Below are 25,868 nucleotides of genomic sequence, written 5' to 3' on the forward strand. Positions count from 1 at the left end.
TCTTTATGGCGGTAACGATCAAGGATGTGGCGCGGGCGGCCAATGTGTCGGTCGCATCGGTGTCGCGCGCGTTGAACGGCAGCGACACCGTCACCGACGAGACGCGCGAGCTGGTGCTGGCTGCCGCGCGCAGTTTGCGCTACATTCCGCACAGCGGCGCGCGCAGCCTGTCGACCAGCCGCACCCAGACCATCGGCGTAGTGCTGCCCGACCTGCATGGCGAATTCTTTTCGGAGCTGATTCGCGGGATCGACATGGCGGCCCACCGGCGCGGCCTGCATCTGCTGGTATCGAGTTCGCACGGCGACGCCGGCGAAGCGGCGCGCGCGATGCGCGCCATGAGCGGCCGGGTCGATGGCCTGATCGTTATGTCGCCGCACGTGGACGCCGGTTTTTTGGCCGACAACCTGGCCGACAGTCTGCCCATCGTGCTTGTCAATACGCGCGCCACCGGCCACGATTGTTCGGCCCTGGCGGTCGACAACCACGGCGGCGCGGCCGACATGGTGCAGCACCTGGTCGAGATGGGGCACCGCAGCATCGTCATGATCGCCGGCCCGGCCGACAACTTCGACGCCGAAGAACGCCTGCGCGGCTTTCGCGAGACCATGGCGCGCCTGCTGCCCGGCGCGCCGCCGTTCGAGCCTGAAGTGCTGCGCGGCGACTTCGGCGAGGAATCGGGCTACCGCGCCGGACAGCAGCTGCGCGCCCTGAAGCGCCTGCCGGACGCGGTGTTCGCCGCCAACGACATGATGGCCATCGGCTGCCTGTTCGCGCTGGGCGAGGGCGGCCTGGTGGTCCCGCGCGATATTGCGCTGGCCGGCTTCGACGATGTGCCGACGGCGCGTTTCGTCACGCCGCCTTTGACCACCGTGCGCGTGCGGATCACTGAAATGGGCAGCCGCGCGCTCGAATGCCTGGCTTTTGAGATTGAAAACCCGCAGGGAACGAAAAAAACCGTGCAGGTGGTGCAAACCGAACTGGTGGTGCGGCGCTCGTGCGGCGCGCATGCGCAGGGCGTGACGGAAAACGGCAAGCGGTAGCAAACAACTATAAAACAAAGGGAGAAATGCATGAAGATGAAAGCAGGCGTGCGCGAACTGCGCCGGGCATTGGTGGGACTATCGACGGTGGCCATGCTGGCCGCCGTGCCGGCGCATGCGCAGTTAAGCAGCGCCACCATCAAGGGACAAATCACGCAGAGCGGCGCGCCAGCGGCGCCGGCCACGCTGGTCGTCGCCAGCAATACGGCCACTGGTTACAACTACCGCACCAGCACCGCCGCCGACGGCAGCTACGTGCTCACCGGCCTGCCGCCGGGCGAGTATGCGATCAAGGTCGGCGGCCAGAGCACCGAAAAGGTCACGCTGTCGATCGGCCAGACCGCGTCGCTCGACCTGTCGGTGGGCGCGGCCGACCCGGCCAGCATGGCGCAGGTGGTCATTCTGGGTTCGGCCCAGCGCCGCAACGTCAAGACGTCCGAGGTGGGCACCAGCGTGTCGCGCGCGCAGATCGAAAGCCTGCCGCAGGTGTCGCGCAACTTCCTCGCCTTTGCCGACCTGGCGCCGGGCGTGCGCTTCGATGTCGAGGCCAAGACCGGCTACGGGACCTTGCAGGGCGGGGCGCAGAACCAGGATAACGTGAACGTCTTCATCGACGGCGTCGGCCAGAAGAACTACATCCTGCGTGGCGGCATGTCCGGCCTCGATTCCTCGCGCGGCAACCCGTTCCCGCAATCGGCGGTGGCCGAGTACAAGGTCGTTTCGCAAAACTACAAGGCCGAATTCGACCAGGTCAGTTCGACCGCGATCACGGCGATCACCAAGTCGGGCACCAATCAACTGCACGGCGATGTGTTTTTCGACCGCACCGGCGCCAACCTGACCGCCCACGATCCGTTCCAAAAGAAGAGCAAGGCAGAGGGCGTGGAACGCCCGCGCTACTCGCAGAAGCAGTACGGGGCCACGCTCGGCGGGCCGATCAAGGAAGACGTGATGCATTACTTCATCGCGTATGAAGGCAAGCGGATCGACACGCCGCGCCAGGTCGTCGCCCAGCGCCAGGACTTGCTGCCCAACGCCGGTATCGTGCCGTCGCTGCTGGCGCAGGCCGGATCGGCCACCGCCAGGTTCAAGGAAGACCTGGTGCTCGGCAAGCTGACCACGCGCATCGGCGAAGACCACCTGATCGAACTGACCACCCGCATCCGGCGCGAGAACGACCTGGTGCCGGAAGACTTCAAACTGTCGGTGCCGGGCAACGAGAAGGACCGCAAGAACGACGAAACGCGGATCGACCTGAAACATGAATTTTCGCGCGGCGACTTCCTCAATGAAGCGCGCATCGGCTACGAAAAATTCCATTGGAATCCGAGCGCGCTGCTGTCGACGCCTTATGTGAAGTACGTGGTCTCCCCGAGCAACGAGACCAAGAACGTGGTCGATGTGCTGTTTACCGGCGGCTCGCCGGATGCCCAGGATCGCATGCAAAAAGGCCTGTCGTTCAGCGACAGCCTGACCTGGACCGGCCTTGCCGGCCACACGATCAAGGGCGGGGTCAAGGTCAAGAAGGTCGATTTCAAGCTGTATGGCACCTCGAACGCCGTCGATATCCGGCGCGAGATGATCGACAACGTGACCGGCATTGCGCAGGCCTTCGAAATATCGCGCGCACTGGCGCCGACCGGCGTGAGCTACACCGACCGCCAGTACGGCGTGTATCTGCAGGACGACTGGAAGCTGACCAAGCAGCTCGAACTCAATCTCGGCCTGCGCTGGGATTATGAGACGAATATGCTCAACGACAGCTACGTCACCCCGAGCGACCGCGCGGGCCTGTTCGGCAAGCAGGACCCGCGCGCGGGCGCCCCAAGCGGCCAGACCTATGCGCAGTCGCTGGCCAAGGGCGGCGTGACGATCGGCGACTACATCAGCACCGGCTCGAACCGCAAGTCGTTCAAGGATGCGTGGCAGCCGCGCGTCGGCATGTCGTACGATCTTTTCGGCGACAGCAATACGGTCATTTTCGCCGGCGCCGGGCGCGCCTACGACCGCACCATCGCCAACGCGGCGCTGGACGAACTGCAAAAGAACTCGCAGGCCGGCGGCGAGATCTGGCTGATCCGCAGCGAACACAAGCTGCCGTACACCGACCAGTTCAGCATCGGCGTGCGCCAGGCGCTGGGCGCATGGAATACCGAGCTTGGCGCGACGGTCTCGCGCAGCCGCAACCAGTTCAACTGGTTCGGCGGCAACCGCGACGTCAACGGCGGCTGGGGCAACGCCAGCCCGATCGACCCGATGTTCAGCTCCGTGCCCGGTTACGGCACCCTGATCCTGGGCGATTTCATCTCGCAGGCCAAGACCTCGTCCGCCTACCTGAAAGGCGACAAGCCATTTTCCACCGCGTCGGGCTGGGGCCTGGCCGCGACCTACACCTACTCCGAGGGCGAGACCACCAACAAGGAGTGGAATAACGACATGTTCAACTGGACCTACGGTCGTTATGCCCATTCGTGGAATCCGTCGACCACAGTCGAACGCCATCGCCTGGTGATGGCGGGGATGAGCGACCGCCTGCTGCCGTTCGGGATCATGCTGTCGTCCAAAGTGACGCTCGGCAGCGGCCTTCCGTACCGCATTACCGATTGCTCCAAAGGCTTCGAGGCCTGCGTGTCGCGCAAGGGCGACGGCGGCTCGTTCCGCACGGTCGACGTGGCCATGGCCAAGGATCTCGGCGTCGGTTTCGGCAAGGTGTCGGTACGCTTCGACGTGCTCAATGTCTTCAACACGGTCAACTATGCCGCCTACGACGCCTGGGGCGGCGGGCCGACCAAAAACAATCCCAACTACCTTGGCGGCGATAACGTCAAGCTGGGAGTTCCGGGCGCCGTCACGGGTCCGATGCGCACGGTAAAACTCAGCGCGCGCTACGCATTCTAATGAAGGGAAGTCGATGAGAAAACGCTTGATGCCGATGGCCGCGCTGGTTGGCGCCATCGCGACGATGCCGCTGGCGCCGGTCCATGCCGCCGCCGCCGATCCTGGGCCGGCGGCGGCGCTGCTGGACGACCTGTCCGAACGCACCTTCCGCTTTTTCTGGGAGACTGCGAATCCGGCCAATGGCCTGGTGCCGGACCGCTATCCGTCGCCGTCGTTCTCGAGCATCGCGGCGGTGGGCTTCGGGCTGACCGCCTATCCGATCGGCATCGAGCGTGGCTACATCACGCGCGCGCAGGCGCGCGAGCGGGTGCTGACCACCCTGCGTTTCTTCCGCAATGCGCCGCAAGGCAAGCAGGCGCAGGGCATGAGCGGCTACAAGGGCTTTTTCTATCACTTCCTGGACATGAAAACCGGCGCGCGCAGTTCCAATTCGGAGCTCTCGACCGTGGACACGGCCCTCTTGATTGCCGGCGTGCTGCACATGCAGTCGTATTTCGACGGCGCCGGCGAACAGGAGGCCGAAATCCGCCGCCTGGCCGATGAACTGTACCGGCGCATCGACTGGCAGTGGGCGCAGGCGCGCCCTCCGGCCATCGTGCTTGGCTGGCATCCGGAAACCGGCATGCTGCCCTACGACTGGCGCGGCTATAACGAAGCGATGCTGGTGTACGTGCTGGCGCTGGCCTCGCCCACCCACCCGGTCGACCCGAAGGCGTGGGACGAGTGGACCAGCACCTACGACAAGACCTGGGGTACCTCGTGGGGCCAGGAACACCTGGCGTTCGCCCCGCACTTCGGGCACCAGTATTCGCACGTCTGGATCGATTTCCGCGGCATCCAGGATGCCTACATGCGCAAGCGCGGCATCGACTATTTTGAAAACAGCCGGCGCGCCACCTACGCGCAGCAGGCCTACGCCATCGCCAATCCGCTCGGCTGCAAGGGCTATGGCGCCAAATTGTGGGGCGTGACGGCCAGCGACGGCCCGGCCGACGCCACCGTCACCGACGGCGGCAAGCGGCGCAAGTTCCGCAGCTACGCCGGGCGCGGCATGGGCAAGGAACACTATGACGACTGCACCATCGCCCCGACCGGCGCGGCGGCGTCGATCGCCTTCGCGCCGGAGATCGCCATTCCCGCCATCACCGACATGCACACGCGTTACGGCAAGCAGATCTACGGCAAATACGGCTTCCTCGACGCCTTCAATCCGAGCTTCGACTTCGGCATCAAGCTGGCCAACGGGCGGCGCGTGCCGGGCTTCGGCTGGATCGACACCGACTACCTGGGGATCGACCAGGGCCCGATCCTGGCCATGATCGCCAACCACCGCGACGAATCGGTGTGGCGCGTCATGCGCGGCAATCCGGTGATCCGCACCGGCTTGCGCAAAGCCGGATTTTCGGGCGGGTGGCTCGAGACGGAGGCCAGGCCATGAATTTGCGGCGGCGCCACTGGGTCGCCGGTTCGGCGCTGGCGCTGCTGCTGGCCGGCTGCGAGCGGCGCAAGGACGGCCCGGTGGAGCTGCGCCTGTGGGCCATGGGGCGCGAGGGCGAAGTAGTCAAGGAACTGCTGGCCGACTTCGAAAAGATCAACCCCGGCATCCGCATCAAGGTGCAGCAGCTGCCGTGGCTGTCGGCCCAGGAAAAACTGCTGACCGCTTTCGCCGGCGACGTCACGCCCGACCTGTGCCAGCTCGGGAACACGTGGATACCGCAGTTCGCGGCGCTGGGCGCGATCGAGCCGCTGGGCGACCGTATCGACCGTGCCGGCGGCGTCATGAGCGCCGACTATTTTCCCGGCATCTGGGCCTCGAACCAGATCGACGCCCGCTTGTTCGGCGTGCCCTGGTATGTCGACACGCGCCTGATTTACTACCGCAAGGACCTGCTGCTTGAAGCCGGCGTTGCCAAGCCGCCCGCCAGCTGGGCCGAATGGCTTGAGGCCATGCGCGCGGTCAAGCAGCGCAGCCCGCAGAACTACGGCGTGCTGCTGCCGCTGAACGAATACGAACAACTGCTCTCGCTGGCGCTGCAGCAGGATGCGCCGCTGCTGCGCGAAGGAGGGCGCTTCGGCGACTTCCGCCATGCCGATTTCCGCGCCACCTTGCAGTTTTACCTCGACATCTTCAAAGCCGGACTGGCGCCGCGCCTGTCGGCCACCGCCATTTCGAACGTGTGGGATGAATTCGCCAAGGGCTTGTTTACCTTCTATATCTCGGGCCCGTGGAATATCGGCGAATTCAAGCGCCGCCTTCCGCCCGACAAACAGCACACCTGGATGACCGCGCCTCTTCCCGGACCGCACGGCCCAGGCGCCTCGGTGGCCGGCGGCGCCAGCCTGGTCGTGTTCAAGGCGTCGCAGCATAAGGAAGAAGCGTGGAAGGTGATCGAGTACCTGTCGCAGCCGGAGGTGCAGCGGCGCTTCTACCAGATCACCGGCAACCTGCCGCCGCGCCGCAGCGCGTGGGCCGACCCGGCGCTGCGGGGCGACCCGTATTCGGCGGCTTTTCGCGAGCAGTTAGAGCGCGCCAAGTCGCCGCCCAAGGTGCCCGAATGGGAGCGCATCGGCACCGAAATGCGCATCGTGACCGAGGCGCTGGTGGCGGGCCGCATGACGGTCGAGCAGGCCGTGACGGAGCTCGACGCGCGCACCGACCGCATCCTCGAAAAACGCCGCTGGATGCTCGACCAGCGGGGCAGGGCATGAAGAGCGGCCGCGCCGCATGGTGGATGGTGGGGCCGCCGCTGCTGGTGATCGGCGTGTTTTTCTTCTTGCCGGTGGCCGCCGCGCTGGCGATGAGCATGACCGACTTCGACCTGTACGCGCTGGCGGACCTGAAAAACCTGCGCTTCATCGGTTTGGCCAATTATGCGGAACTGCTGCAAACGCCGCTGTTCTGGAAGGCGCTGGGGAACACGCTGTTCTTCGTGGTGGTCGGCGTGCCGCTCTCGATCGCCGCCTCGCTCGGCGCGGCGCTGCTGCTCAACTCGCAGCTGGCGTGGTTCAAGCCGCTGTTTCGTACCGCCTTCTTCGCGCCGGTGGTCACGTCGATGGTCGCCGTCGCCGTCATCTGGCGCTATCTGTACCACTCGCGCTATGGCTTCATCAACTACGGGCTCGATCTGGTGGGGCTGGCGCCGGTGGACTGGCTGGGCGACCCGCGCTTTGCGATGCCCTCGATTATCCTGTTCGCGGTCTGGAAGAACTTCGGCTACAACATGATCATCTTCCTGGCCGGCCTGCAAAGCATCCCGGGTGACTTGTACGAGGCGGCCGAACTCGATGGCGCGCGCAGCGTGGCCATGCTGCGCCATATCACCCTGCCGGCGCTGGCGCCGACCATGTTCATGGTCAGCATCCTCACCATGGCCGGCTACTTCCAGCTGTTCGCCGAACCGTACATGATGACCGAAGGCGGGCCGCTGCAAAGCACCGTCAGCGTGTTGTACTTCATGTACGAGCAGGGCTTCAAATGGTGGAACCTGGGCAGCGCCACGGCGGTCGCCTTCATCCTGTTCCTGCTGATGTTCGGCGTCACCATGCTGCAGATGCGCGTGGCCGGCCGGGGGCTGGAACAATGAGCGCGCACGGCACCATGCCGCGCCGCCTGTGGGTCAATGCGCTGTTGGTGCTGTGCGCGCTGCTGGCCATGTTTCCGCTGCTGTGGATGACGTCCGTCTCGTTCATGGCGCACGGCGAAGCGAGCCACTTCCCGCCGCCGCTGCTGCCGCGCCAGGCCACGCTGGCCAATTACCTGGAGCTGTTCGCGCAGGCCGGCATCGGGCGCTACTTCCTCAACAGCCTGATGCTGGCGCTGGCCGCGACCCTGCTGTCGCTGGCCTTCAACGTGGGCGCCGGCTACGCGTTCGCCAAGCTGCGCTTCGCGGGGCGCGACCGCATCTTCAAGCTGCTGCTGGGGGCCCTGGTCATTCCCGGGCAGGTGGCCATGCTGCCGCTGTTTCTGATCATGAAGCAGATGGGGCTTGTGAATACCTACGTCGGCGTGCTGGTGCCGGCGGCGGCCAGCATCTTCGGGATCTTTCTGGTGCGCCAGTATGCGCTGACCATTCCCGACGCGCTGCTCGAAGCGGCGCGGCTCGATGGTGCCAGCGAGTTCCGCATCTTTCGCTCGATCGTGCTGCCGCTGCTGGCGCCGATCCTGGTGACGCTGGCGATCTTCAGCTTTCTGGGCAGCTGGAACGACTTCATGTGGCCGTTGATCGTCCTCACCGACAAGGACCTCTACACCTTGCCGGTGGCGCTGGCGTCGCTCTCGCGCGAGCATGTGCAGGATAACGAAATGATGATGGCCGGCTCGGTGCTGACCATCCTGCCGGTGCTGCTGTTGTTCCTGGTGCTGCAGCGCTATTACATACAGGGCCTGCTGGTGGGGAGCGTGAAGGGATGACGACACTGTGGCCGCTGTTGCTGTGCACGATGATCGGCGCGCAGGCGCAGGAACGCATCCTGGACGATTTCGAACAGCCGCTCGCGTGGAAGGCGGTGGTGTCGGACGGCGTCACCGCCACCGTGTCGAGCGCGCCCGGGGTGCGGGGGCAGGGCATGCGTTTCGATGTCGACTTCGGCAGCGCCGCCGGCTATGCCAGCGCGAAGCGCGCGCTGCCGCTCGACTTCGACGGCGACTACGCCATCTCGTTCTGGATGCGCGCCGATGCCCCGCTCAACAACTTCGAAATGAAACTGGTCGACGCCAGCGGCGACAACGTCTGGTGGGTCAACCGGCCCAATTTCGCCATCTCGCGCGAGTGGCAGAAGGTGACGTTCAAAAAGCGCCACATCGATTTTGCCTGGGGTCCGCTCAAGGACCGTACGCTGCGCCGCACCGAACAGATGGAACTGGTGGTCAGCGCGGGGCGTGACGGCGGGCGCGGGTCGGTCTGGATCGACGACCTGCGCATGCGCGCCATCGCGCCGGCCGGAGCGCCGCCGGAACCGGTCGTCTCCACCACGCCTGGCGCGGTAACGGTGGACTACGGCGTGCCGCGCGAATTCGGCGGCCTGGTGCTGCACTGGGCGGACGGGCTGCATGCCGCGCGCTACGACGTCGCATTCTCGAACGATGGCGGCACCTGGCGCACGGTGCGCAAGGTGGTCGATGGCACGGGCGGCGCCGATCCGCTGCTGCTGGGCGAGTCCGAGGCGCGCTACGTGCGCGTGGCGATGCCCGGCGCGGCGGGGCCAGGCTACAGGCTCGATCGCATCGAACTCAAGGACCTGGCGTACGGCGCATCGGCCAACAGCTTCTTCCAGGCGCTGGCAAAGGAGGCGCCGCGCGGCCATTATCCGCGCGGCATGTCGGGGCAGCAGAATTACTGGACCGTGCTCGGTGTCGACGGTGGCCGCGAGACTGGGCTGATCTCGGAAGACGGCGCCATTGAAGCGGCGCGCGCCGGCTTTACCATCGAACCCTTCATCATCGACGACGGCAAGCTTGTCACCTGGGCCGATGTGACGACCTCGCAATCGCTGCGGGAGGGCTATCTGCCGATACCCTCGGCCACCTGGACGGCACCGCGCTGGCGCCTGCGGACGAGCGCTTTTGCGCAAGGTACGCCGGCCGCCTCGCAGCTGATCGCCCGCTACGACCTGGCCAACCCGACGGCGGCCCCGCTCAAGGTGCGGCTGGTGCTCGCGCTGCGCCCCTTGCAGGTCAATCCGCCGATGCAGTTCTTGAATACGGCGCCCGGCGTGAGCCCGATCCGCACGCTCGCCTGGAACGGCGACAGCTTCGCCGTCGATGGCGCCACCCGGGTGTGGAGCCTGGCCGCTCCCGATCACGCCGGCGTGTCGTCGTTCGACCATGGCGCCATTCCCGCGCGCCTTGCGGGCGATGGCTGGAGCGCGCTGCGGCGGGTGGACGACCAAGCCGGCTTTGCCTCTGGCGCGCTGGCCTACGACGTGACGCTGGCGCCGGGGGCGACGGCGGTGTTCGGCCTGGCGCTGCCGCTGGACGGCCCGGCGCAGGCCCCGCAACTGGGCGGCGCCAGTCCCGCGCAATGGCTCACCAGGATGCAGGACGACGTCGCCGGCCAGTGGCGCGCGCGCCTCAATCGCGTGCTGCTCACCGTTCCGCCATCGGCGCAGCCGCTGGTGGACACCCTGCGTTCGTCGCTGGCGCACATCTTGATGACGCGCGACGGCGCGGCCCTGATGCCCGGCACGCGCTCGTACGCCCGCTCGTGGATTCGCGATGGCGCCATGATGTCGGAAGCGATGCTGCGGCTGGGTGATTACACCGATGCGCGCGACTACGTGAACTGGTACGCGCCGCACCAGTTCGCGAACGGCAAGATCCCGTGCTGCGTGGATCGGCGCGGCGCCGACCCGGTACCCGAGAACGACAGCCAGGGCGAGTTCATTTTCCTGGTGGCGCAAGTGTGGCGCTACACGCACGACCGCGAACTGGTGACGCGCCTCTGGCCGCGTGTAAAGGCGGCGGCGGCCTACATGGAGCGGCAGCGCCAGTCCGAACGGACGGCGGCCAATCTCACGCCTGAGCGGCGCATGCTGTATGGCCTGCTGCCGGCGTCGATCAGCCACGAAGGCTATTCGGCCAAGCCGATGCACTCGAACTGGGACAACTTCTGGGGCCTGCGCGGCTACCGCGACGCCGCCATGCTGGCCACGGTGGTGAACCAACCGGCGGACGCCGCCTCCCTCAGCGCACAGGCGGACCAGTTCGAACGCGAGCTGCTGGCGTCCCTGCGCCTGAGCGCCAGCACGCACCGCATCGGCTACCTGGCCGGCGCGGCGGAACTGGGCGACTTCGATCCCACTTCAACCACCATCGCGCTGTCGCCGGGCGGCCTGCAACAGCGCCTGCCGCAAGACCTGCTGCACGGGACGTTCGAACGCTATTGGCTTGAGGCGGTGGCGCGGCGTGACGGCCGGCGCGCGTGGAACGATTACACGCCGTACGAGCTGCGCAACGTGGCCGCTTTCGTGCGGCTCGGCTGGCGCGAGCGCGCGCACGAACTGCTCGATGTTTTCATGCGCGACCGCCGCCCCGCCGCCTGGAACCAGTGGGCCGAAGTGGTGGGGCGCGACGCGCGCGAGCCGCGCTTCGTGGGCGACATGCCGCATGGCTGGATTGCGTCGGACTTCATCCGCTCCGCGCTCGACCTGTTTGCCTACGAGCGCGAGTCGGATCAGTCGCTGATCGTCGCCGATGGCATTCCGGCCGCGTGGCTCGATGGCACGGGCGTCGCCGTGCAGTCTTTGCCGACCGGTTACGGCTGGCTCGATTACACCATCCGCTCCGACGCGCGCGGCATCACCATGGGGATTGGCGGTAAGATCAAGCGGCCGCCTGGCGGCGTGCGCCTGCGCGCGCACGATGCGCGCTGGAGCGGCGCGCGCACCACCATCAACGGCAAAGCGGCGCACTGGCGCGGCGGCGAACTGCGCATCGGCACGCTGCCGGCCACCATTTTCATCGCACGCGATCACACCAAGGGAAAACCATGACCGACGCAATTGTATTTCCCAAAAACTTCCTGTGGGGCGCCTCCACCTCGGCCTACCAGATCGAAGGCTCGCCGCTGGCCGATGGCGCGGGACCGAGCATCTGGCAGCGCTTCGCTCACTCGCCCGGCAATATCCGCGATGGCGACACCGGCGACGTGGCCTGCGACCATTACCGCCGCTCGGCGCAGGATGTCGCGCTGATGCGCGAGATCGGCCTGCAAGCCTACCGTTTCAGCATTTCGTGGAGCCGCGTCATGCCGTCCGGGCGCGGCGCGGTCAACCCGGTCGGCATCGGGTTCTACGACGAACTGGTGGACCGCCTGCTGGCGCAGGGCATCAAGCCGATGGTCACGCTGTTCCACTGGGACCTGCCGGAGGCGCTGGACAACCAGGGCGGCTGGCTCAATCGCGATATCGCCGACTGGTTTGCCGATTACGCGCGCGTGATGTTCGACCGCCTCGACGACAGGGTCACCTCGTGGGCCACGCTCAACGAGCCGTGGGTGGTGTCCGATGGCGGCTACCTGAATGGCACATTGGCGCCGGGCCACCACAACCGCTTCGAGGCGCCCATCGCCGCGCACAACCTGCTGCGCGCCCATGGCGCGGCGGTCAAAGTGTACCGCGAGGTGGGCCGGCACGAGATCGGGCTGGTGGTGAACCTGGAGCCGAAGTACGCGGCCAGCGACAGCCCCGCCGACCGGGAGGCGGCCGCGCGCGGGCACGCCTACATGAACGGGCAGTTCCTCGATCCGGTGTTTTTCGGGCGCTATCCCGAGAAGATGAAGGACGTGTACGGCGACGCCTGGCCCGCGTGGCCGGCGCAGGATTTTGAGCTGATCCGCCAGCGGCTCGACTTCATCGGCGTCAATTACTACACGCGTAGCGTCACCCGCGACGAGGCCACCGCCTTGCCGGTGCGGGCGGTGGCGCTGCGCCAGCCGCTGGCCACCTACACCGAAACCGGCTGGGAAGTGTATGCCAAGGGCTTGAGCGACACGCTCGAATGGGTGGCCGCGCGCTATGGCAATCCGCCGCTGTACATCACCGAGAACGGCGCCGCGTTTTTCGATCCGCCGGTGGCCGAAGGAGGGCGCGTGCACGACCCGCTGCGGATCGACTATTATCAGAAGCACCTGCGCGCCATCCACGAGGTGATCCAGAAGGGCGTGGACGTGCGCGGCTACTGCGCCTGGTCGCTGCTGGACAACCTGGAATGGGCGCATGGATTTTCCAAGCGCTTCGGCATCGTGCACGTGAACTTTGCGACCCAGGAGCGCACGCTCAAGGACAGCGCGTATTTTTACCGCGAGGTGATCGCCACCAATGGCGCGGTGCTCGACGGCGTGCCGGCGCGGCCATCGGCGTGGACTGGCGCGGCCATGTGGACCGGGTGAGACAGGGGGGCGTGTGAAAAGGACGGCAAAGTACGATTTCTTTAATGATGCGTTTCCGGATGATGAACGCGTCCCTTACAAATTGCTTCGTTGGCGATTTTTGAACCGCTATTACATCTACTGTCATTCCAAGTTCAATGTGGTCCGGCAAACTTGCCGGGAATGGGTGCCGAATGAACATGAAAGTGCGTTCGCGCAGGATGATCTCGACACGGCTTTCGAGTTGCCCATCGAAAAATTGATGTTCGAGGTATTGTCGATGATCATGGCTGGCGGGCGTCAATCGGAGCAGTTCAACATGCATGCCGAACAGCGCATTCGCGAGATACTTCATGGCAGGGATGTGAACGACTTGCTGGAATGCCTGAGCGGGGACGAACTGCTGGAATTCCGCCACGATCTTGCCCTGTTAAACATCGCCTGAGCGATCCGGCATGGTGGATCGTCAATTCCGATTTGATGGCGTCGGCAAAGGATGTGTGTGTACGATTTTGCAAATGACAAGTGGCCCGACGGCGAACGGATTCCGTACAAACTGATACGGTGGCGTTTCCTGGAGCAGTTTTACAGATACGCCAGGATGCCCGAGAATTTCAATTGCCAATGGGAAGATGGATGGGAGAGATATGAGAAGCAAAGTCAGTTTGCTTACCAGATGATCGAACCTGCGCTGACCAGGCCCCTCGAAAAGTTGATGATCGAGGTTGTTGTGCTGCTGCTGGCTGCCGGACGGCAGTCGGCAGCGTTCGACCAACGTCATCGCAAGAACATTGCCGTGCTCCTTGACGATCCCGGTCTCGCCGAGCTTGTTCGCATGCTGGGCGACGATGAGCGCAGTGAATTTACGAACGACTTGGCGATGATGGATATCCCGCATCCGCGTGGAGAACAGCGATCTGTATCATAACGCCTGGCCTAACGACGGCGAGCCGTATGCCGTCACCATTCTGGAGGCCTTCTCGGACGCCTCGATCGCTGCCCTCGATTCACGCAGTTCGCACTGGCTGCAAACGTGTGCCCGGATCATATTGAGTGGCATTGCCGGTCGACTCGGGCAGGATCAGGTACTCTTTCTGGCAGAAAGAGTAAGGCTGATTGAATTCGGGGTAAAAAACCAGGTGCTTGCCATCGGCCCAGACCCGATAAGAGGTATTTTTCAGATAAAAACCGCAGCGTATGTCGTCGATTTTCAGGATGACCTTGCTGTCGTCGATCAGGGTCCCGGCGGTTTCTTCGTCGAGGCGGATCAATTCCTTGTTTTTCGAGATGGCGGTCACGATTTTCGCGCCTGGCAGCATGTGCTTGAACAAGGCCCGCGAGGTCACCAAGGCGCCGGTCTTGAGCGCGAAGACGCGCGCTTCCTTCTGCTCGTCGGGCGAGCCGGCGCACACAGTCGATTTGGCAAATATCACGCTCAGGTAATCGTCCGACAAAACGGCCTTGTCGACGGTCGATTTGTACTCCCAAGGGCGGCCCTGGGCGGCGGCGCCGCATTGCCTGGCTTCGCTGGCGAAGCTGGCAGTTGCCGCTTTCAGGACCTCGTTGACCTTGCCGACGTCTTTCCGGTTCATGCCGGGGACCGCGTCTAGCGTCACGGTTTGAATCGACACGCTCCTGGACGGCGTGGCGTCGTCGACCTTGTAGCGTACCGGCGCGGAAGCGGGCGACAGTGCCTGCGCCTGCAACGCCAGCAAGGTCGGCGCCAGCCATGCTGCCGAAACAAACACGCTCATCAAGGTACCTTCCTGATCCGATTGGTCGATTTTGTGCGCTTGCCTGTCAAGGCCCGCTTGACAGGTGCCGCACTACCCTGATGCCCGACGAGGAAGCGCGCTTGCATACCGAAATTCATATGGAGAAGCGCGGCGGCCGGGTGATTGGGCCGAGAAGTGGCGCCACTCCGGTCGGGCCAGGCACGGCGTCAGCGTGTACGACGATCCCTTGGCTCAGAACCCCTCGACCGCGCTGGTGGTATGAAAAACCCGCGGCGGCGCGCTGAAAAATCCTCCCACCAGCCGGCGCCATTCCTTGAAGTCGTCGCTCTCGCGGAAGTGCACCATATGGTCGTCGACGGTTTCCCACTCGACGAACAGCATGTAGCTTCCCGGCTCTTCGACCGAGCGCTCCATGCGCATGCCATGGCACCCCCTGGCGCGCTTGAACAGCGCGATGGCTTGCCGCACGCCTGCTTCAAACTGCTGCTCCGTTCCCGCAGCGACCTTCAGTTCCGCGACTTCCCTGAACATGTTTTCTCCTGTTGATGCCGGCCTTTGCCGGCGTGCCGATATTCTATCGGGTCGCACGCATCTCTGCCTGCTGCGATAAGATGGGTTAACGGAGGAACCATGACACAGCAAATCGATTACGCATCCCAGGAAGCCTGGATCAAGGCCTGGCGCTTCGCCGCCGTGGCGCACGCGCAGCAGAAATTCCCCGGCACCGAGATGCCATACCTGGTCCATCTGGGCATGGTCGGCATGGAGCTTCTGGCCGCGCATGCGCAGGAACCGATCGACGGCATCGGCGTGGCCATGACGTGCGCCATCCTGCACGATGCGATGGAAGACCAGGAGGTCGCGCACGCCACGCTGGTGGCCGAATTCGGCCTGGCCGTGGCCGATGGCGTGGCCGCCTTGTCGAAGGCGCCCGACTTGCCGAAAGCCGAAGCCATGGCCGACAGCCTGGCAAGAATCGGGCAGCAGCCCAAGGCCATCTGGTGCGTCAAGCTGGCCGACCGCATCTGCAACCTGGAAGCGCCGCCGCACTACTGGCCGCCCGAGAAGGTCAGCGCCTACGGCAAGGAAGGGAGCCTGATCCTGGCGACCCTGGGCGCGGCGCACGGGTACCTGGCGCGGCGCCTCGCCGCCAAGATCGCCGCCTATCCGTCCTGACGTCCGCGCGCCAGATTGTCGGCCAACATATTGCAGAACATCGCACCCTGTTCGATGGCATCGTCGAGCGCCACATGCGTGTGGGGCAGGGGATCGAACCAGCGCTCGGGCATGTTGCGCTTGGTGCTGTCGCGGTAGCCGCGCTTCAAGACCGCCATCGCGTACGACTTGATGTCGAGCGCAGAGTGGCTGAACGGGCTTTCGCCGGTAAAGCGGATCAGGTACCAGTACACGAACAAGAAATCGAAGCCGGCAGGGTAGGCCACGAACACCGGTTTTCCGGGCAGCGACTTGACCCATGCAAGGTAGCGCTGCATGGCCGCCTGCGGCGTTTCCAGGTTAGCGCGGCAGGCGGCCCAGGCGTCGGGCTGGGTCAGCCACCAGGCGGCGGTGTCCGGGTGCGCCGCGGCCTCGGGCAGGCACTCCAGGTTCGCGCTGAAGGTCGCGATGCAGGTTTTGTCGGCCAGGTAGGCGGCCGATCCGATACTGAGCATCGAATGCGGCCCCGGAATCGGGCCGTCGGTCTCGACGTCGGTGCTGATGTAGATTTCTGGTTTCATTGTTGTCCGTCTTCGTCTATGGCGCCAACGGCCGCCAGCGCTCATGGTCGGTTCCGCAGAAATTCGTCGAACACGGCCTTGATCTCGTCGCGCGTCATGCGGTCGGACTTGAGGATGGCTTGCAGTTCGCTTTTCGTCAGCGGATAGTCGCGCAGCGCGCGTTTGAGTTCATGCGCTTCGATCGCCTGCGCCCGGATCGGGGTGATCCGGGTCGGATCGTCGAGCTGCTTCAGTTTCAAGATGTTGTGGTCGAGGTTGACGTACACCCTGTAACGCTCCACACCTTCCGGAAAGCCCTGGTCGTAATACAGGGTCGTGCCCTTGGGGAGCAAGTGCAGGTTCTTGTCCATGCCGTCGGCAGCGAGCAGCATGGGGGCGTCGAGTACGTGCACGTGCACCGCTTGATGGGCGTTCCGGAAAAACCAGGCGGCGGCGAGCATCAGCGCGCCTGCCGCGGCGCCGAGCGTGAACGACACGACCGGCTTCACTTCCCCTGACCCTGAACATCGCCATGCGGTGTTGCCGATGGCGCCGGCGCGCCGGACCAGTTCATGACGATGATCCGGTCCGGGCGGGTCGTCACGGCAAGGTGATGGTCAGGTTGGCGGCGCGCGGCGCCAGTTTGACCACGTCGTTGTACGCGCTCATGCGTTCATCGGTGCCCTTGTTGAGGGACGTGCGCAGGCCGAGGTAGCCGAGAATGCAGATCAGGCCGAACACCGAGCACAGGACCCACAACGGCAGGTCGCTGCGCAGCTTGTGCACGATCTGGTCGGGGCGGTCGGCGTGCGGCGCGAAGCCGCCGCGCCGGCCCTTCATGTTGGCGATTTCGTCGCCCAGGCGCGCGGTCAGGTAGTTCAGCTTTTCCGACCCTTCCAGGATGTAGCGGCCCTGGAAGCCCAGCAGCAGGCACATGTGGAACACTTCCAGCGCCTGCAGGTGGGTACTGCCGCGCGTGCGCAGCGATTCGAGGCGGTGATAGAAATTCTCGCCGGCCAGCTGGTCGCCGAACAGCACAAGTTGCAGCGGGCGCCGTTCCCATTCGTCGCGGATCGAAAAATTCGAGCGCAGGATGATTTCGTCGACCGCCGCGCAGAAGGCGTACTTGGAGGCGTCGATATCGTCGGCCGAGGCGCCTTGCTTCTTGGCGCCGCGCGTGAAATCTTCGAGGAACTGGGTGGTCTTGCGCTGGAAATCGGCGTTGTTCTGCGGCCCGCTGCCGTTCTTGAGCATGAACAGCGCGTAAAAGCCTTCGTACATCAGGTCGAGCAGCGTTTGCGGGGTCGCTCCCGCGGCGGGGGCAACGGGCCCGCCAGCCATCAGGGAAGGTGCGGTGGTAGTCATCTGGGCAAATCCTTGGGTCAGGAGGTTACGGCAATCAGTTCCAGGGACAGCTCGCGCAAGCCCTCGGGAACATAAATCGAAATCGACTGCGCCTGCATCATGCGTTCGTACATCTGGCCTTTGGCCTCGATCGTGAAGTAGACCGTGTCGGGACGCACCGGCACCGCCGGCGGCACCTGCGGCGCGTGCTGCAGGCGCACGCCTGGCATGGCCGAGAGCACGAATTTCTCGACGTCGTCGGGCGCGCCGATCTTGAAGCGCAGCGGCACCACTTCGACCAGTTCGATGGCCGCCAGGTTGGCCGACACCGCCAGGTAGAACACGGTCTTGTCGTCAATCTTGCCGGACTCCAGCGAGCCCAGATAGTAGGACGGCTTGATTAGATCGAGCGCAATGGCGAAGTACTTCGACGAGATTACAGTGTCCAGCAGGTCGCGGATGATCATGTTCAGTTTCGCGAACGCCGGTCCCGGATCGGCATGCTGGTACGGCGGCAGGTCGGCCAGGGTCCAGCTCTTGGAGAACGTCATCAGTGCGCCCGCCACGCCCAGCTGGGCTTCGTACAGGCGTTCCGGATGCAGCGCCGGGTGGTGGAAGTAGTGCGTCAGCGACGCATAGGCACTGCTGGCCGTGTGCAGCAGCCAGAACGAGGACATGTCGCCGGAACGGAACTCGATCACATTCTTGCTCGGTTCGCGGTGGTGCCCGTACAGGGCGCTGACCTTGGCCTGCAAGGCGTCGATCAGGCGGCGCAGCTGCAGGAACAGGATCGGGGCGCTGCGCACCGACATGCTCGGCGGCACGAATCCCGGGTCCATCTCGAAGCCGCCGGTGGCCACGCGGCGCAGGCGCAGCAGCGGGAAGTGGGTGTACGAATCGCGCGGCTCGAACTCCGAAATGAGGCGCACGCTTTTGGTCAGGTAGGTCAACTGGGCTTGCGCGGCCTGGGTGTACAGGTCGGGCGTGTCGGCGTTGGACTGCACGAAACGGGCTGCGTTGGCGGTCTGGCCGAGCGGCGCGAAGTTGCCGCCGAACGGCTTGAAGGCGGGCAGGGCGGCGTAGAACGTGACGCTCTGCTGCGATTGCAGCAACTGGCTCAGGTCGACCGTCTCGGGCAGCGCATCGGCGCCCGGGGCGTCGACCAGCTCGCCATCCTGGAAGCGCAGCGACAGTTCCAGCACGCGCAGGGCGTTGTTGGCCAGCGCGTCGCGGTCGACCTGCAACTGATTGACGCCCCAGGCGTAGGGATGGACTGCCTTGACGCTCTCGTTCAGGCGGTGCTCGTGGTACTGGTCCTGCTGCTGGAAATGCTGGGGGCGCAGGAACAATCCTTCGCCCCAGAGGACTTTACTTGACATGCTGTTGGCACCCTTCGGAAAATTTTGCGCGAATTTGAAAAACTAATTAGCGGAACAATAACATTTATGAGAAGATTTGTCTGCCGTTGCTAATGTAACGTGCGCGCTTACTACAAAGTGAGAATGTGTGATTTTCAATTGAACGCTGTTAAATTTCAAACTCTGCTAACGTTGTTTCAGTAATAAGTGTTACAATATACACATTATTTTTTTGTCACCGCTTTTGAGGATACCGCATGACCACTTTTTCCGATTTCAAGTACCTGTGCGGCGTCCTTGCCTGCGCCGCGGCATTGACCGGCTGCGAGACGACGAAGCCCGTGATCCCGAAGGGTCCCGCGCCGCTGGCCGAGCTGCTCAACCAGGGTACCCAGGCCTCGGCCGCCGGGCGCAAGGAGGAGGCGATCGGTTACTGGAAGCAGGCCACCGCCGCCTACTCGGGCGACAAGGCGCCATGGGCGAATATTGCCCAGAGCCGCTACGATTCCGGCCAGTATGGCGAAGCCATCGTCAGCGCCCAGGAAGTATTGTTGCGTGATCCCAACGATAAGGCCGCCAACACGATCATCGTTTCGGCCGGATTGCGTCTTGCCAACCGCGCTCTGGGCGACCTGAGCCGTCAGAACGCGCTGATCGGGCAGGTGCGCGCCGATTCCCAGGATCAAATCAGGCAGTTGCGCGACAACATGGGCGACGCCGCACCGGCGGCCGGGCCGCGCAAGTTGCAATCCGAGACGCGCACGATCAAGCCAGTCAAGGACAACAACCCGCTCAATTCGCTCAGGGACACTCCCAAGGTCGACACCGACAAACCGTTGCCGAAGCCGCGCGAAACAGAGGTCAAGACGCCGTTCGACCTGCTCAGGTAAACGGCAACCAGGCTGCACGTCCCGCTCTCACATTATGTAGAAGGAATTACCATGTCAAAGAAACAAAGTGTCCAGAAGAAGCTGCAAAAAGTGCGGCCACCGCGCATCCAGATGACCTATGACGTCGAAATCGGCGACGCCATCGAAAGCAAGGAGCTGCCCTTCGTGATGGGCGTGGTGGGCGACTTCGGCGGCACTTCCGAAGTCGAGAAGAAACGCTTGAAAGACCGCAATTTCGTCGGCATCGACCGCGACAATTTCGACGAAGTCATGAAGGGTATCGAACCGCGCGCCGCTTACCGCGTGCAGAACACCCTGACTGGCGAAGGCGGCAAGTTCGCCGTCGACCTCAAGTTCCGTTCGATGGAAGATTTCCGTCCGGAGTCGGTGGTCCAGCAAGTCGAGCCGCTGCGCAAGCTGCTCGAAGCGCGCACCAAGCTGGCCGACCTGCGCAACAAGCTCGCCGGCAACGACAAGCTCGAAGACATCCTCGCCGACGTGCTCACCAACACCGAGAAACTGGCCCAGCTCGGCCAGCAAGCTACCAAGAAAGACTGACCATGTCCGCTCAACTGAACCAAGCCGCCGGCGCCGCCGCGACTCATGAAACGGCCCTGCTCGACCAGATCGTCGAACAGAGCAAGGTGGCTAAATCGAGCGTCGAGCACGCCCGCGCCAAGGACCTGATTTCGGAACTGGTGCACCAGGTGATGGACGGCACGGTGATCGTGTCGGACAACCTGTCGGCCACCATCGACGCCCGTGTCGCCGAACTGGACCGCATTATTTCGGACCAGCTCTCGGCCGTGATGCACTCGCCTGAATTCCAGAAGCTCGAAAGCAGCTGGACCGGCCTGAACTACCTGGTGAAGAACACCTCGACCAGCACCACGCTCAAGATCAAGATGTTCAATGCGACCAAGCGCGAGCTGGTCAAGGACTTCCAGACCGCGCTCGAGTTCGACCAGAGCTCGATGTTCAAGAAAGTCTACGAAGAAGAATTCGGCACCTTCGGTGGTGCGCCGTTCGGCTCGCTGCTGGGCGACTACCAGATCACGCGCCAGCCGGAAGACATGTATTTCGTCGAGCAGATGTCGCACATCGCCGCCGCCGCCCACGCGCCGTTCATCACCTCGGCCTCGCCCGAGCTGTTCGGGCTGGAAAGCTACAGCGAACTGGGCAAGCCGCGCGACCTGGCCAAGATCTTCGACACGGTCGAATACGCCAAATGGAAATCGTTCCGCGAATCGGAAGACTCGCGCTACGTCGGCATCACCCTGCCGCGCTTCCTGGGCCGCCTGCCGTTCCATCCGGCCGATGGCGCCACCACCGAAGGCTTCAACTTCGTGGAAGACGTGGACGGCACCGACCACCACAAATACCTGTGGTGCAACGCGGCTTACGCGTTCGCCACCAAGCTGACCGGCGCGTTCGACGACTTCGGCTGGTGCGCGGCGATCCGCGGCGTCGAAGGCGGCGGCCTGGTCGAAGACTTGCCGACCCACACCTTCAAGACCGATGAAGGCGAAGTGGCGCTCAAGTGCCCGGCCGAAATCGCCATTACCGACCGTCGTGAAAAAGAGCTGTCGGACCTGGGCTTCATCTCCCTGGTGCACTGCAAAAACACCGACTACGCCGCCTTCTTCGGCGCCCAGTCGGCCCAGAAAGCCAAGAAATACAACACCGATTCGGCCAATGCCAACGCGGTGCTGTCGGCCCAGCTGCAGTACATCTTCGCCGTCTCGCGGATTGCCCACTACATGAAGGCAATGATGCGCGACAAGATCGGCAGCTTCGCCGCCGCATCCAACGTCGAAGACCACCTGAACCGCTGGCTGACCCAGTACGTGTTGCTGGACGATAACGCGAGCCAGGCCCAGAAAGCCCAGTTCCCGCTGCGCGAAGCATCGGTGCAAGTGTCGGAAGTACCAGGCCGTCCGGGCGTGTACCGCGCCGTGTCGTTCCTGCGTCCGCACTTCCAGCTCGACGAGTTGTCCGTCTCCCTCCGTCTGGTCGCGGAGTTGCCGCCATCGACCAAATCGTAAACTGCAGCATTACGTAGTCCCTACAAACCAACGAAAGGAACACTATGGCAATCGACGTCTACCTCCAACTCGACGGCATCAAGGGCGAGTCGACCGACTCGTCGCATAAAGACTGGATCGAGTGCCAGTCGGTCAGCTGGGAAGTGCTGCAGCCGAAATCGGCGACCGCATCGACCGGCGGCGGCCATACCGCCGAGCGTACCGAGCACCGCGATATTGTGATCGCCAAGCTGGCCGACCTGGCCACCCCGCTGCTGCTGCAGAACTGCTCGTCGGGTAAGACCCTGGGCAAGGCCAAGATCGAGTTCCTGCGCGCCGATGGCCAGGGCGATCGCATCAAGTATTTCGAGATCGAACTCGACAACGTGATCATTTCCAGCGTCGCGCCGGCCGTCTCGCAGGGCGACATCCTGTCCGAAAACCTGTCGCTCAAGTATTCCAAAGTCAAATGGAAATACACGCAGCAAAAAATCGGCGGCGGTGCGGGCGGTAATACCTCCGGCGGCTGGGATCTGGCGACCAACAAGACGGCATAACGCAACATAACGCAGCAAAGTATCGGGGTACCAATGAAGGGTTTTACGCCAGGTTTGTTTGACCGGTTGATGGATGTGCCGGTCAATGGCTCCTCCAGCGGCACTGTCACCCGGATGTCGATCGAGGACATGAAGGACTCGGTCGCACGCGATCTCGAGGCGCTGCTCAACACGCGCACCGTGATCCCGGAATTGCTGCTGCAACGGTACCCCGAAAGCGCCCGCTCGATCGTCACCTTCGGCCTGAACGATTTTGCGGGCCGTTCGCTGTCGAGCACCGACGACCGGGCCTACATCTGCCTGTGTCTCGAAAAAGCCATCGCGCGCCATGAGCCGCGCCTGCGCAACGTCAAGGCGTCGCTGGAAGTCCACGAAGACTCGGTGAACCGCCTCAATTTCGCCATTACGGCACTGCTGGTCGTGAGCAGTTCCCAGGAACCCGTCAATTTCGACGCCATCTTGCAGCCATCGAGCCTGCACTACACCATCAGCAAGGCGCGCCGCGCTATCGGGGGAGCCTGAGTTTGGAAGACCTATTACCGTATTACGAACGCGAACTGGGATTTTTGCGGCGCTATTCGCGCGAATTCTCGGAACGCTATCCGAAGATCGCCGGGCGCCTCTTGATCGCCGGCGAGGTGTGCGAAGATCCGCACATCGAACGCATGATCGAATCGTTCGCGCTGCTCAATTCGCGCATCGCCAAGCGGCTCGACGACGACTATCCCGAATTTACCGAAGCCCTGTTCGAAGTGCTGTACCCGCACTACCTGCGCCCGTTTCCATCGTGCTCGATCGCGCACATGGATTTTTCGGGCGTGGCCGCGCAGCTGACCACCGCCACCGCGATCCCGCGCGGCACCCAGCTGACCACGCGCCCGGTGCGCGGCGCTTCCTGCACCTTCCGCACCTCGTATCCGGTGACGGTGGCGCCGGTGGCCCTGTCGGGCGCCACGTTCGCGCCGATCATCGACACGCCCGAAGCGATCCGCCCGCCGGTGGGCGCCACCTCGAGCCTGTCGCTGACCATCACCAGCATTTCGGACCAGGTGACCCTGGCCAACCTGGGCCTGGCCAAGCTGCGCGTGTTCATCGACGGCGAGCCCTCGTTTTGCGCGGCGCTGCGCGATGCGCTGTTCATGCGCAGCGTGGCCGCCTACGCCGAAGGCGACAACAGCGGGCGCTGGATGGCGCTGCCGGCCATTCCGATCCTGGCCGCCGGTTTCGAGGAAGACGAATCGCTGATCGACTTCGAAGCGCGCTCGCATTCGGCTTACCGCCTGCTGACCGAGTATTTCAGCTTCCCCGAAAAATTCAACTTCTTCGACATCGACCTGGCCGCGCTGACCTCGGTGCTGCCGATGGGCTGCCGCTCGATCACCCTGCACCTGGCGCTGTCGGGCATGCGCACCGACTCGAACGCGGCGCGCATGCTGGGCACCCTGACCACGAATAACGTGCTGCTCGGCTGCACCCCGGTGGTGAACCTGTTCCGCCAGCGCGGCGAACCGATCCGCCTGACCCACACCACCGCCAGCTATCCGGTGCTGGCCGACGCGCGCCGCGCGTTTGCCTACGAAGTGCAGTCGATCGACTCGGTCAAGCTGGTGCGCCAGACGCCGCAGGGCGAATCGATCGTCGACTTCCGGCCGTTCTATTCGCTCAAGCACGGGCAGACACCGGAAAAGAAGGGCCACTACTGGGTCATGCGGCGCGACGAAACCATCGCCGAGCGGAGCCCCGGTTTCGAGACCGAGATTTCGATCGTCGACATCGATTTCGACCCGGCCGAAGTGGAAACCGACACCCTCAGCCTGGAGCTGACCTGCACCAACCGCGACCTGCCGTCGTCGCTGACCTACGGCCTGCGCGGCGGCGACCTGTTCCTCGAGGGCGGCTCCACCGTGCGCCAGGTCAGCTTCCTGCGCAAGCCGACTTCCTCGCACCGCTTCGAGCGTGGCCGCGGCGCCCACTGGCGCCTGATCTCGCACCTCTCGCTCAACCACCTGTCGCTGGCCGACGGCGGCCTGGACGCGTTCCGCGAAATGCTCACCCTGTACGATCTGCCGCGCTCGCCGTCTTCGCAGCGCCAGATCGGCGGGATTGCCGCGGTCGGGTACAAGGCGGCCAATACCTGGCTGCCGGGGAACCCGTTCGCCTGCCTGGTGCGCGGCATGGAAGTGCGCCTGACGATCGACGAAGAAGCCTTTGTCGGCAGCGGCATCCACGCCTTTGCCCACATCATCGACCGCTTCCTCGGCCTGTACGTGCATGCCAACAGCTTCACCCAACTGGTGATCGTATCAAACAAAAATGGAGAAGAGCTATTGAAATGCTTGCCACGAAGCGGCGATTTGAGCCTGCTGTAATCGAGCGCCTGTTCGAGGAACCTTACCGCTTCCAGTTCTTCCAGGCGGTGCGCATGCTCGAGCTATGGCTCAAGCGCCACGGCTCGCCGCAGCAGGGCGCGATTGCCAATTTCCTGCGCTTCCAGAACTCGACCTCGCTGGCGTTTCCGCCCAGCGAACTCGAAAAGCTGGAGCCGGTGCCGCGCGAACTGCCGCGCCAGGCCAAGTCGCTGGGCGAAGCGCTGCAATCGAACACGCTCAAGTACATCCGCATCACGCCGGCCTTCATGGGCCTGCTGGGCGTCTCAGGCGCGCTGCCGGCCCATTACACCGACCGCATCTCGGCCCACATCATCTACAACAAGGATGAAGGGCCGCGCGCGTTTCTGGACACCTTTTCGAGCCGCTCGGTGGCGCTGTTTTTCGAAGCCTGGCGCAAGTACCGGCTCGAACTCAAATACGCGATCGACGGCAAGGACAGCTTCCTGCCGCTGCTGCTGTCGCTGGCCGGGGTCGGCAACGACAGCCTGCGCCACCGCCTCAACGACGAACTCGGGGGCGGGGTGCTGGACGAGTCGCTCGGCTACTTCGCCTCGGCGCTGCGCCACCGCCCGCCCTCGGCGGTGCAGGTCTCGCGCGTGCTGTCCGAGTATTTCGGCAAGCGCGTCAAGGCCGAACAGTTCATTGGCTGCTGGTACGAGGTGCCGGCCAGCCAGCAGACCATGCTGGGCGCGGCCAACGCGATGCTCGGTGCCGGGGCCATGGCCGGCGAGCGCGTATGGCAGCGCGACCTGCGCCTGCGCCTGGTCATCGGTCCGCTCGACCACGAAAGCTTCAACTCCTTCCTGCCGGGCGGGAAAGCGGCGCGCGCGCTCAAGAGCATGGTCACCATGTTTACCGGCGTCTCGCTCGAATACGAAGTGCAGCTGGTGCTGCGCGGCCCCGACGTGCACGGCATGCAGATGGATGCGACGCGCACCGGCGGGCGCCTGGGATGGGACAGTTTCCTGGTGACCAGCCCGCTCCAGGAAGACCGCAACGATGTCCGCTACGATATACACGCGCTGTGATTGACAAAACGAACACCA

General features: G+C 64.1%; 24 protein-coding genes. 18 read left to right on the forward strand and 6 right to left on the reverse strand.

The window, feature by feature from the left end:
* Positions 1-5: 5 nt before the first annotated feature.
* Genes F2P45_RS13535 through F2P45_RS13580 form a run of 10 tightly spaced genes read left to right on the forward strand, consistent with a single transcriptional unit; the run spans position 6 to position 13,736 of the window.
* Entirely contained in the window at positions 6-1,043 is a 1,038-nt protein-coding gene (locus F2P45_RS13535; protein ID WP_166875593.1) for a LacI family DNA-binding transcriptional regulator, read from the forward strand.
* 30 nt (positions 1,044-1,073) lie between these two features.
* Positions 1,074-3,941 (forward strand): TonB-dependent receptor, encoded by a 2,868-nt coding sequence (locus F2P45_RS13540; RefSeq protein ID WP_166875596.1) that lies wholly within the window; start codon positions 1,074-1,076, stop codon positions 3,939-3,941.
* Between the two features lie 13 nt (positions 3,942-3,954).
* The gene (locus tag F2P45_RS13545) at positions 3,955-5,379 is read left to right on the forward strand and encodes a glucoamylase family protein (RefSeq protein ID WP_166875600.1); all 1,425 of its coding nucleotides are present in this window, start codon (positions 3,955-3,957) and stop codon (positions 5,377-5,379) included.
* Positions 5,376-6,650 (forward strand): sugar ABC transporter substrate-binding protein, encoded by a 1,275-nt coding sequence (locus F2P45_RS13550; protein WP_166875602.1) that lies wholly within the window; start codon positions 5,376-5,378, stop codon positions 6,648-6,650. Before F2P45_RS13545 ends, F2P45_RS13550 begins: the two co-directional genes overlap by 4 nt.
* Complete coding sequence (locus tag F2P45_RS13555) at positions 6,647-7,525, forward strand: carbohydrate ABC transporter permease (RefSeq protein ID WP_166875605.1); 879 nt, start codon at positions 6,647-6,649, stop codon at positions 7,523-7,525. Before F2P45_RS13550 ends, F2P45_RS13555 begins: the two co-directional genes overlap by 4 nt.
* A complete protein-coding gene (locus F2P45_RS13560) occupies positions 7,522-8,352 on the forward strand; it encodes a carbohydrate ABC transporter permease (protein ID WP_166875608.1) in 831 nt (276 codons plus the stop codon). The genes F2P45_RS13555 and F2P45_RS13560 overlap by 4 nt, the downstream gene beginning before the upstream one ends.
* The gene (locus F2P45_RS13565) at positions 8,349-11,432 is read left to right on the forward strand and encodes a discoidin domain-containing protein (RefSeq protein WP_166875611.1); all 3,084 of its coding nucleotides are present in this window, start codon (positions 8,349-8,351) and stop codon (positions 11,430-11,432) included. Before F2P45_RS13560 ends, F2P45_RS13565 begins: the two co-directional genes overlap by 4 nt.
* Complete coding sequence (locus tag F2P45_RS13570) at positions 11,429-12,829, forward strand: GH1 family beta-glucosidase (RefSeq protein WP_166875614.1); 1,401 nt, start codon at positions 11,429-11,431, stop codon at positions 12,827-12,829. Before F2P45_RS13565 ends, F2P45_RS13570 begins: the two co-directional genes overlap by 4 nt.
* Before the next feature lie 13 nt (positions 12,830-12,842).
* A complete protein-coding gene (locus F2P45_RS13575) occupies positions 12,843-13,253 on the forward strand; it encodes a hypothetical protein (protein ID WP_166875617.1) in 411 nt (136 codons plus the stop codon).
* Between the two features lie 57 nt (positions 13,254-13,310).
* Entirely contained in the window at positions 13,311-13,736 is a 426-nt protein-coding gene (locus F2P45_RS13580; RefSeq protein WP_166875620.1) for a hypothetical protein, read from the forward strand.
* Positions 13,737-13,815: 79 nt separating this feature from the next.
* Here F2P45_RS13580 and F2P45_RS13585 read toward each other — a convergent pair whose 3' ends face one another.
* Together F2P45_RS13585 and F2P45_RS13590 are read right to left on the reverse strand one after the other, a co-directional pair.
* Entirely contained in the window at positions 13,816-14,562 is a 747-nt protein-coding gene (locus F2P45_RS13585; RefSeq protein WP_166875623.1) for a hypothetical protein, read from the reverse strand.
* A gap of 213 nt (positions 14,563-14,775) precedes the next feature.
* The gene (locus F2P45_RS13590) at positions 14,776-15,075 is read right to left on the reverse strand and encodes an antibiotic biosynthesis monooxygenase family protein (protein WP_166875626.1); all 300 of its coding nucleotides are present in this window, start codon (positions 15,073-15,075) and stop codon (positions 14,776-14,778) included.
* Positions 15,076-15,174: 99 nt separating this feature from the next.
* Here F2P45_RS13590 and F2P45_RS13595 point away from each other — a divergent pair, with 99 nt between their 5' ends.
* Complete coding sequence (locus F2P45_RS13595; protein WP_166875629.1) at positions 15,175-15,720, forward strand: HD domain-containing protein; 546 nt, start codon at positions 15,175-15,177, stop codon at positions 15,718-15,720.
* Here the strand turns inward: F2P45_RS13595 and F2P45_RS13600 are convergent.
* From F2P45_RS13600 to tssK, 4 genes are all read right to left on the reverse strand, one after another.
* Positions 15,708-16,280, reverse strand: a complete 573-nt coding sequence (locus F2P45_RS13600) for a 3'-5' exonuclease family protein (RefSeq protein WP_166875631.1) — start codon at positions 16,278-16,280, stop codon at positions 15,708-15,710. The genes F2P45_RS13595 and F2P45_RS13600 overlap by 13 nt on opposite strands.
* A gap of 41 nt (positions 16,281-16,321) precedes the next feature.
* Positions 16,322-16,768 carry a hypothetical protein gene (locus F2P45_RS13605; protein WP_223164736.1) on the reverse strand — a complete coding sequence of 149 codons (447 nt, stop codon included), beginning with the start codon at positions 16,766-16,768 and terminating at the stop codon, positions 16,322-16,324.
* 91 nt (positions 16,769-16,859) lie between these two features.
* Positions 16,860-17,624 (reverse strand): type IVB secretion system protein IcmH/DotU, encoded by a 765-nt coding sequence (icmH, locus tag F2P45_RS13610; protein ID WP_166875638.1) that lies wholly within the window; start codon positions 17,622-17,624, stop codon positions 16,860-16,862.
* A gap of 17 nt (positions 17,625-17,641) precedes the next feature.
* On the reverse strand, positions 17,642-18,982 hold the full coding sequence (tssK, locus tag F2P45_RS13615) for a type VI secretion system baseplate subunit TssK (protein WP_166875641.1): 1,341 nt from the start codon (positions 18,980-18,982) through the stop codon (positions 17,642-17,644).
* Positions 18,983-19,218: 236 nt separating this feature from the next.
* Here tssK and F2P45_RS13620 point away from each other — a divergent pair, with 236 nt between their 5' ends.
* Genes F2P45_RS13620 through tssG form a run of 7 tightly spaced genes read left to right on the forward strand, consistent with a single transcriptional unit; the run spans position 19,219 to position 25,850 of the window.
* Complete coding sequence (locus tag F2P45_RS13620; protein WP_166875644.1) at positions 19,219-19,851, forward strand: outer membrane protein assembly factor BamD; 633 nt, start codon at positions 19,219-19,221, stop codon at positions 19,849-19,851.
* 51 nt (positions 19,852-19,902) lie between these two features.
* Positions 19,903-20,409 carry a type VI secretion system contractile sheath small subunit gene (gene tssB, locus F2P45_RS13625; RefSeq protein ID WP_166875647.1) on the forward strand — a complete coding sequence of 169 codons (507 nt, stop codon included), beginning with the start codon at positions 19,903-19,905 and terminating at the stop codon, positions 20,407-20,409.
* Positions 20,410-20,411: 2 nt separating this feature from the next.
* Entirely contained in the window at positions 20,412-21,896 is a 1,485-nt protein-coding gene (gene tssC / locus F2P45_RS13630; protein ID WP_166875650.1) for a type VI secretion system contractile sheath large subunit, read from the forward strand.
* Positions 21,897-21,940: 44 nt separating this feature from the next.
* Complete coding sequence (locus tag F2P45_RS13635) at positions 21,941-22,432, forward strand: Hcp family type VI secretion system effector (protein ID WP_166875653.1); 492 nt, start codon at positions 21,941-21,943, stop codon at positions 22,430-22,432.
* A gap of 33 nt (positions 22,433-22,465) precedes the next feature.
* Positions 22,466-22,954, forward strand: a complete 489-nt coding sequence (gene tssE / locus F2P45_RS13640) for a type VI secretion system baseplate subunit TssE (RefSeq protein ID WP_166875656.1) — start codon at positions 22,466-22,468, stop codon at positions 22,952-22,954.
* Positions 22,955-22,956: 2 nt separating this feature from the next.
* The gene (tssF, locus tag F2P45_RS13645; RefSeq protein ID WP_166875658.1) at positions 22,957-24,801 is read left to right on the forward strand and encodes a type VI secretion system baseplate subunit TssF; all 1,845 of its coding nucleotides are present in this window, start codon (positions 22,957-22,959) and stop codon (positions 24,799-24,801) included.
* Complete coding sequence (gene tssG / locus F2P45_RS13650; RefSeq protein ID WP_166875661.1) at positions 24,765-25,850, forward strand: type VI secretion system baseplate subunit TssG; 1,086 nt, start codon at positions 24,765-24,767, stop codon at positions 25,848-25,850. The genes tssF and tssG overlap by 37 nt, the downstream gene beginning before the upstream one ends.
* Positions 25,851-25,868: the final 18 nt, after the last annotated feature.

The organism is Massilia mucilaginosa, assembly GCF_011682145.1.
GTDB classification, from domain to species: Bacteria; Pseudomonadota; Gammaproteobacteria; order Burkholderiales; family Burkholderiaceae_D; genus Telluria_A; species Telluria_A mucilaginosa.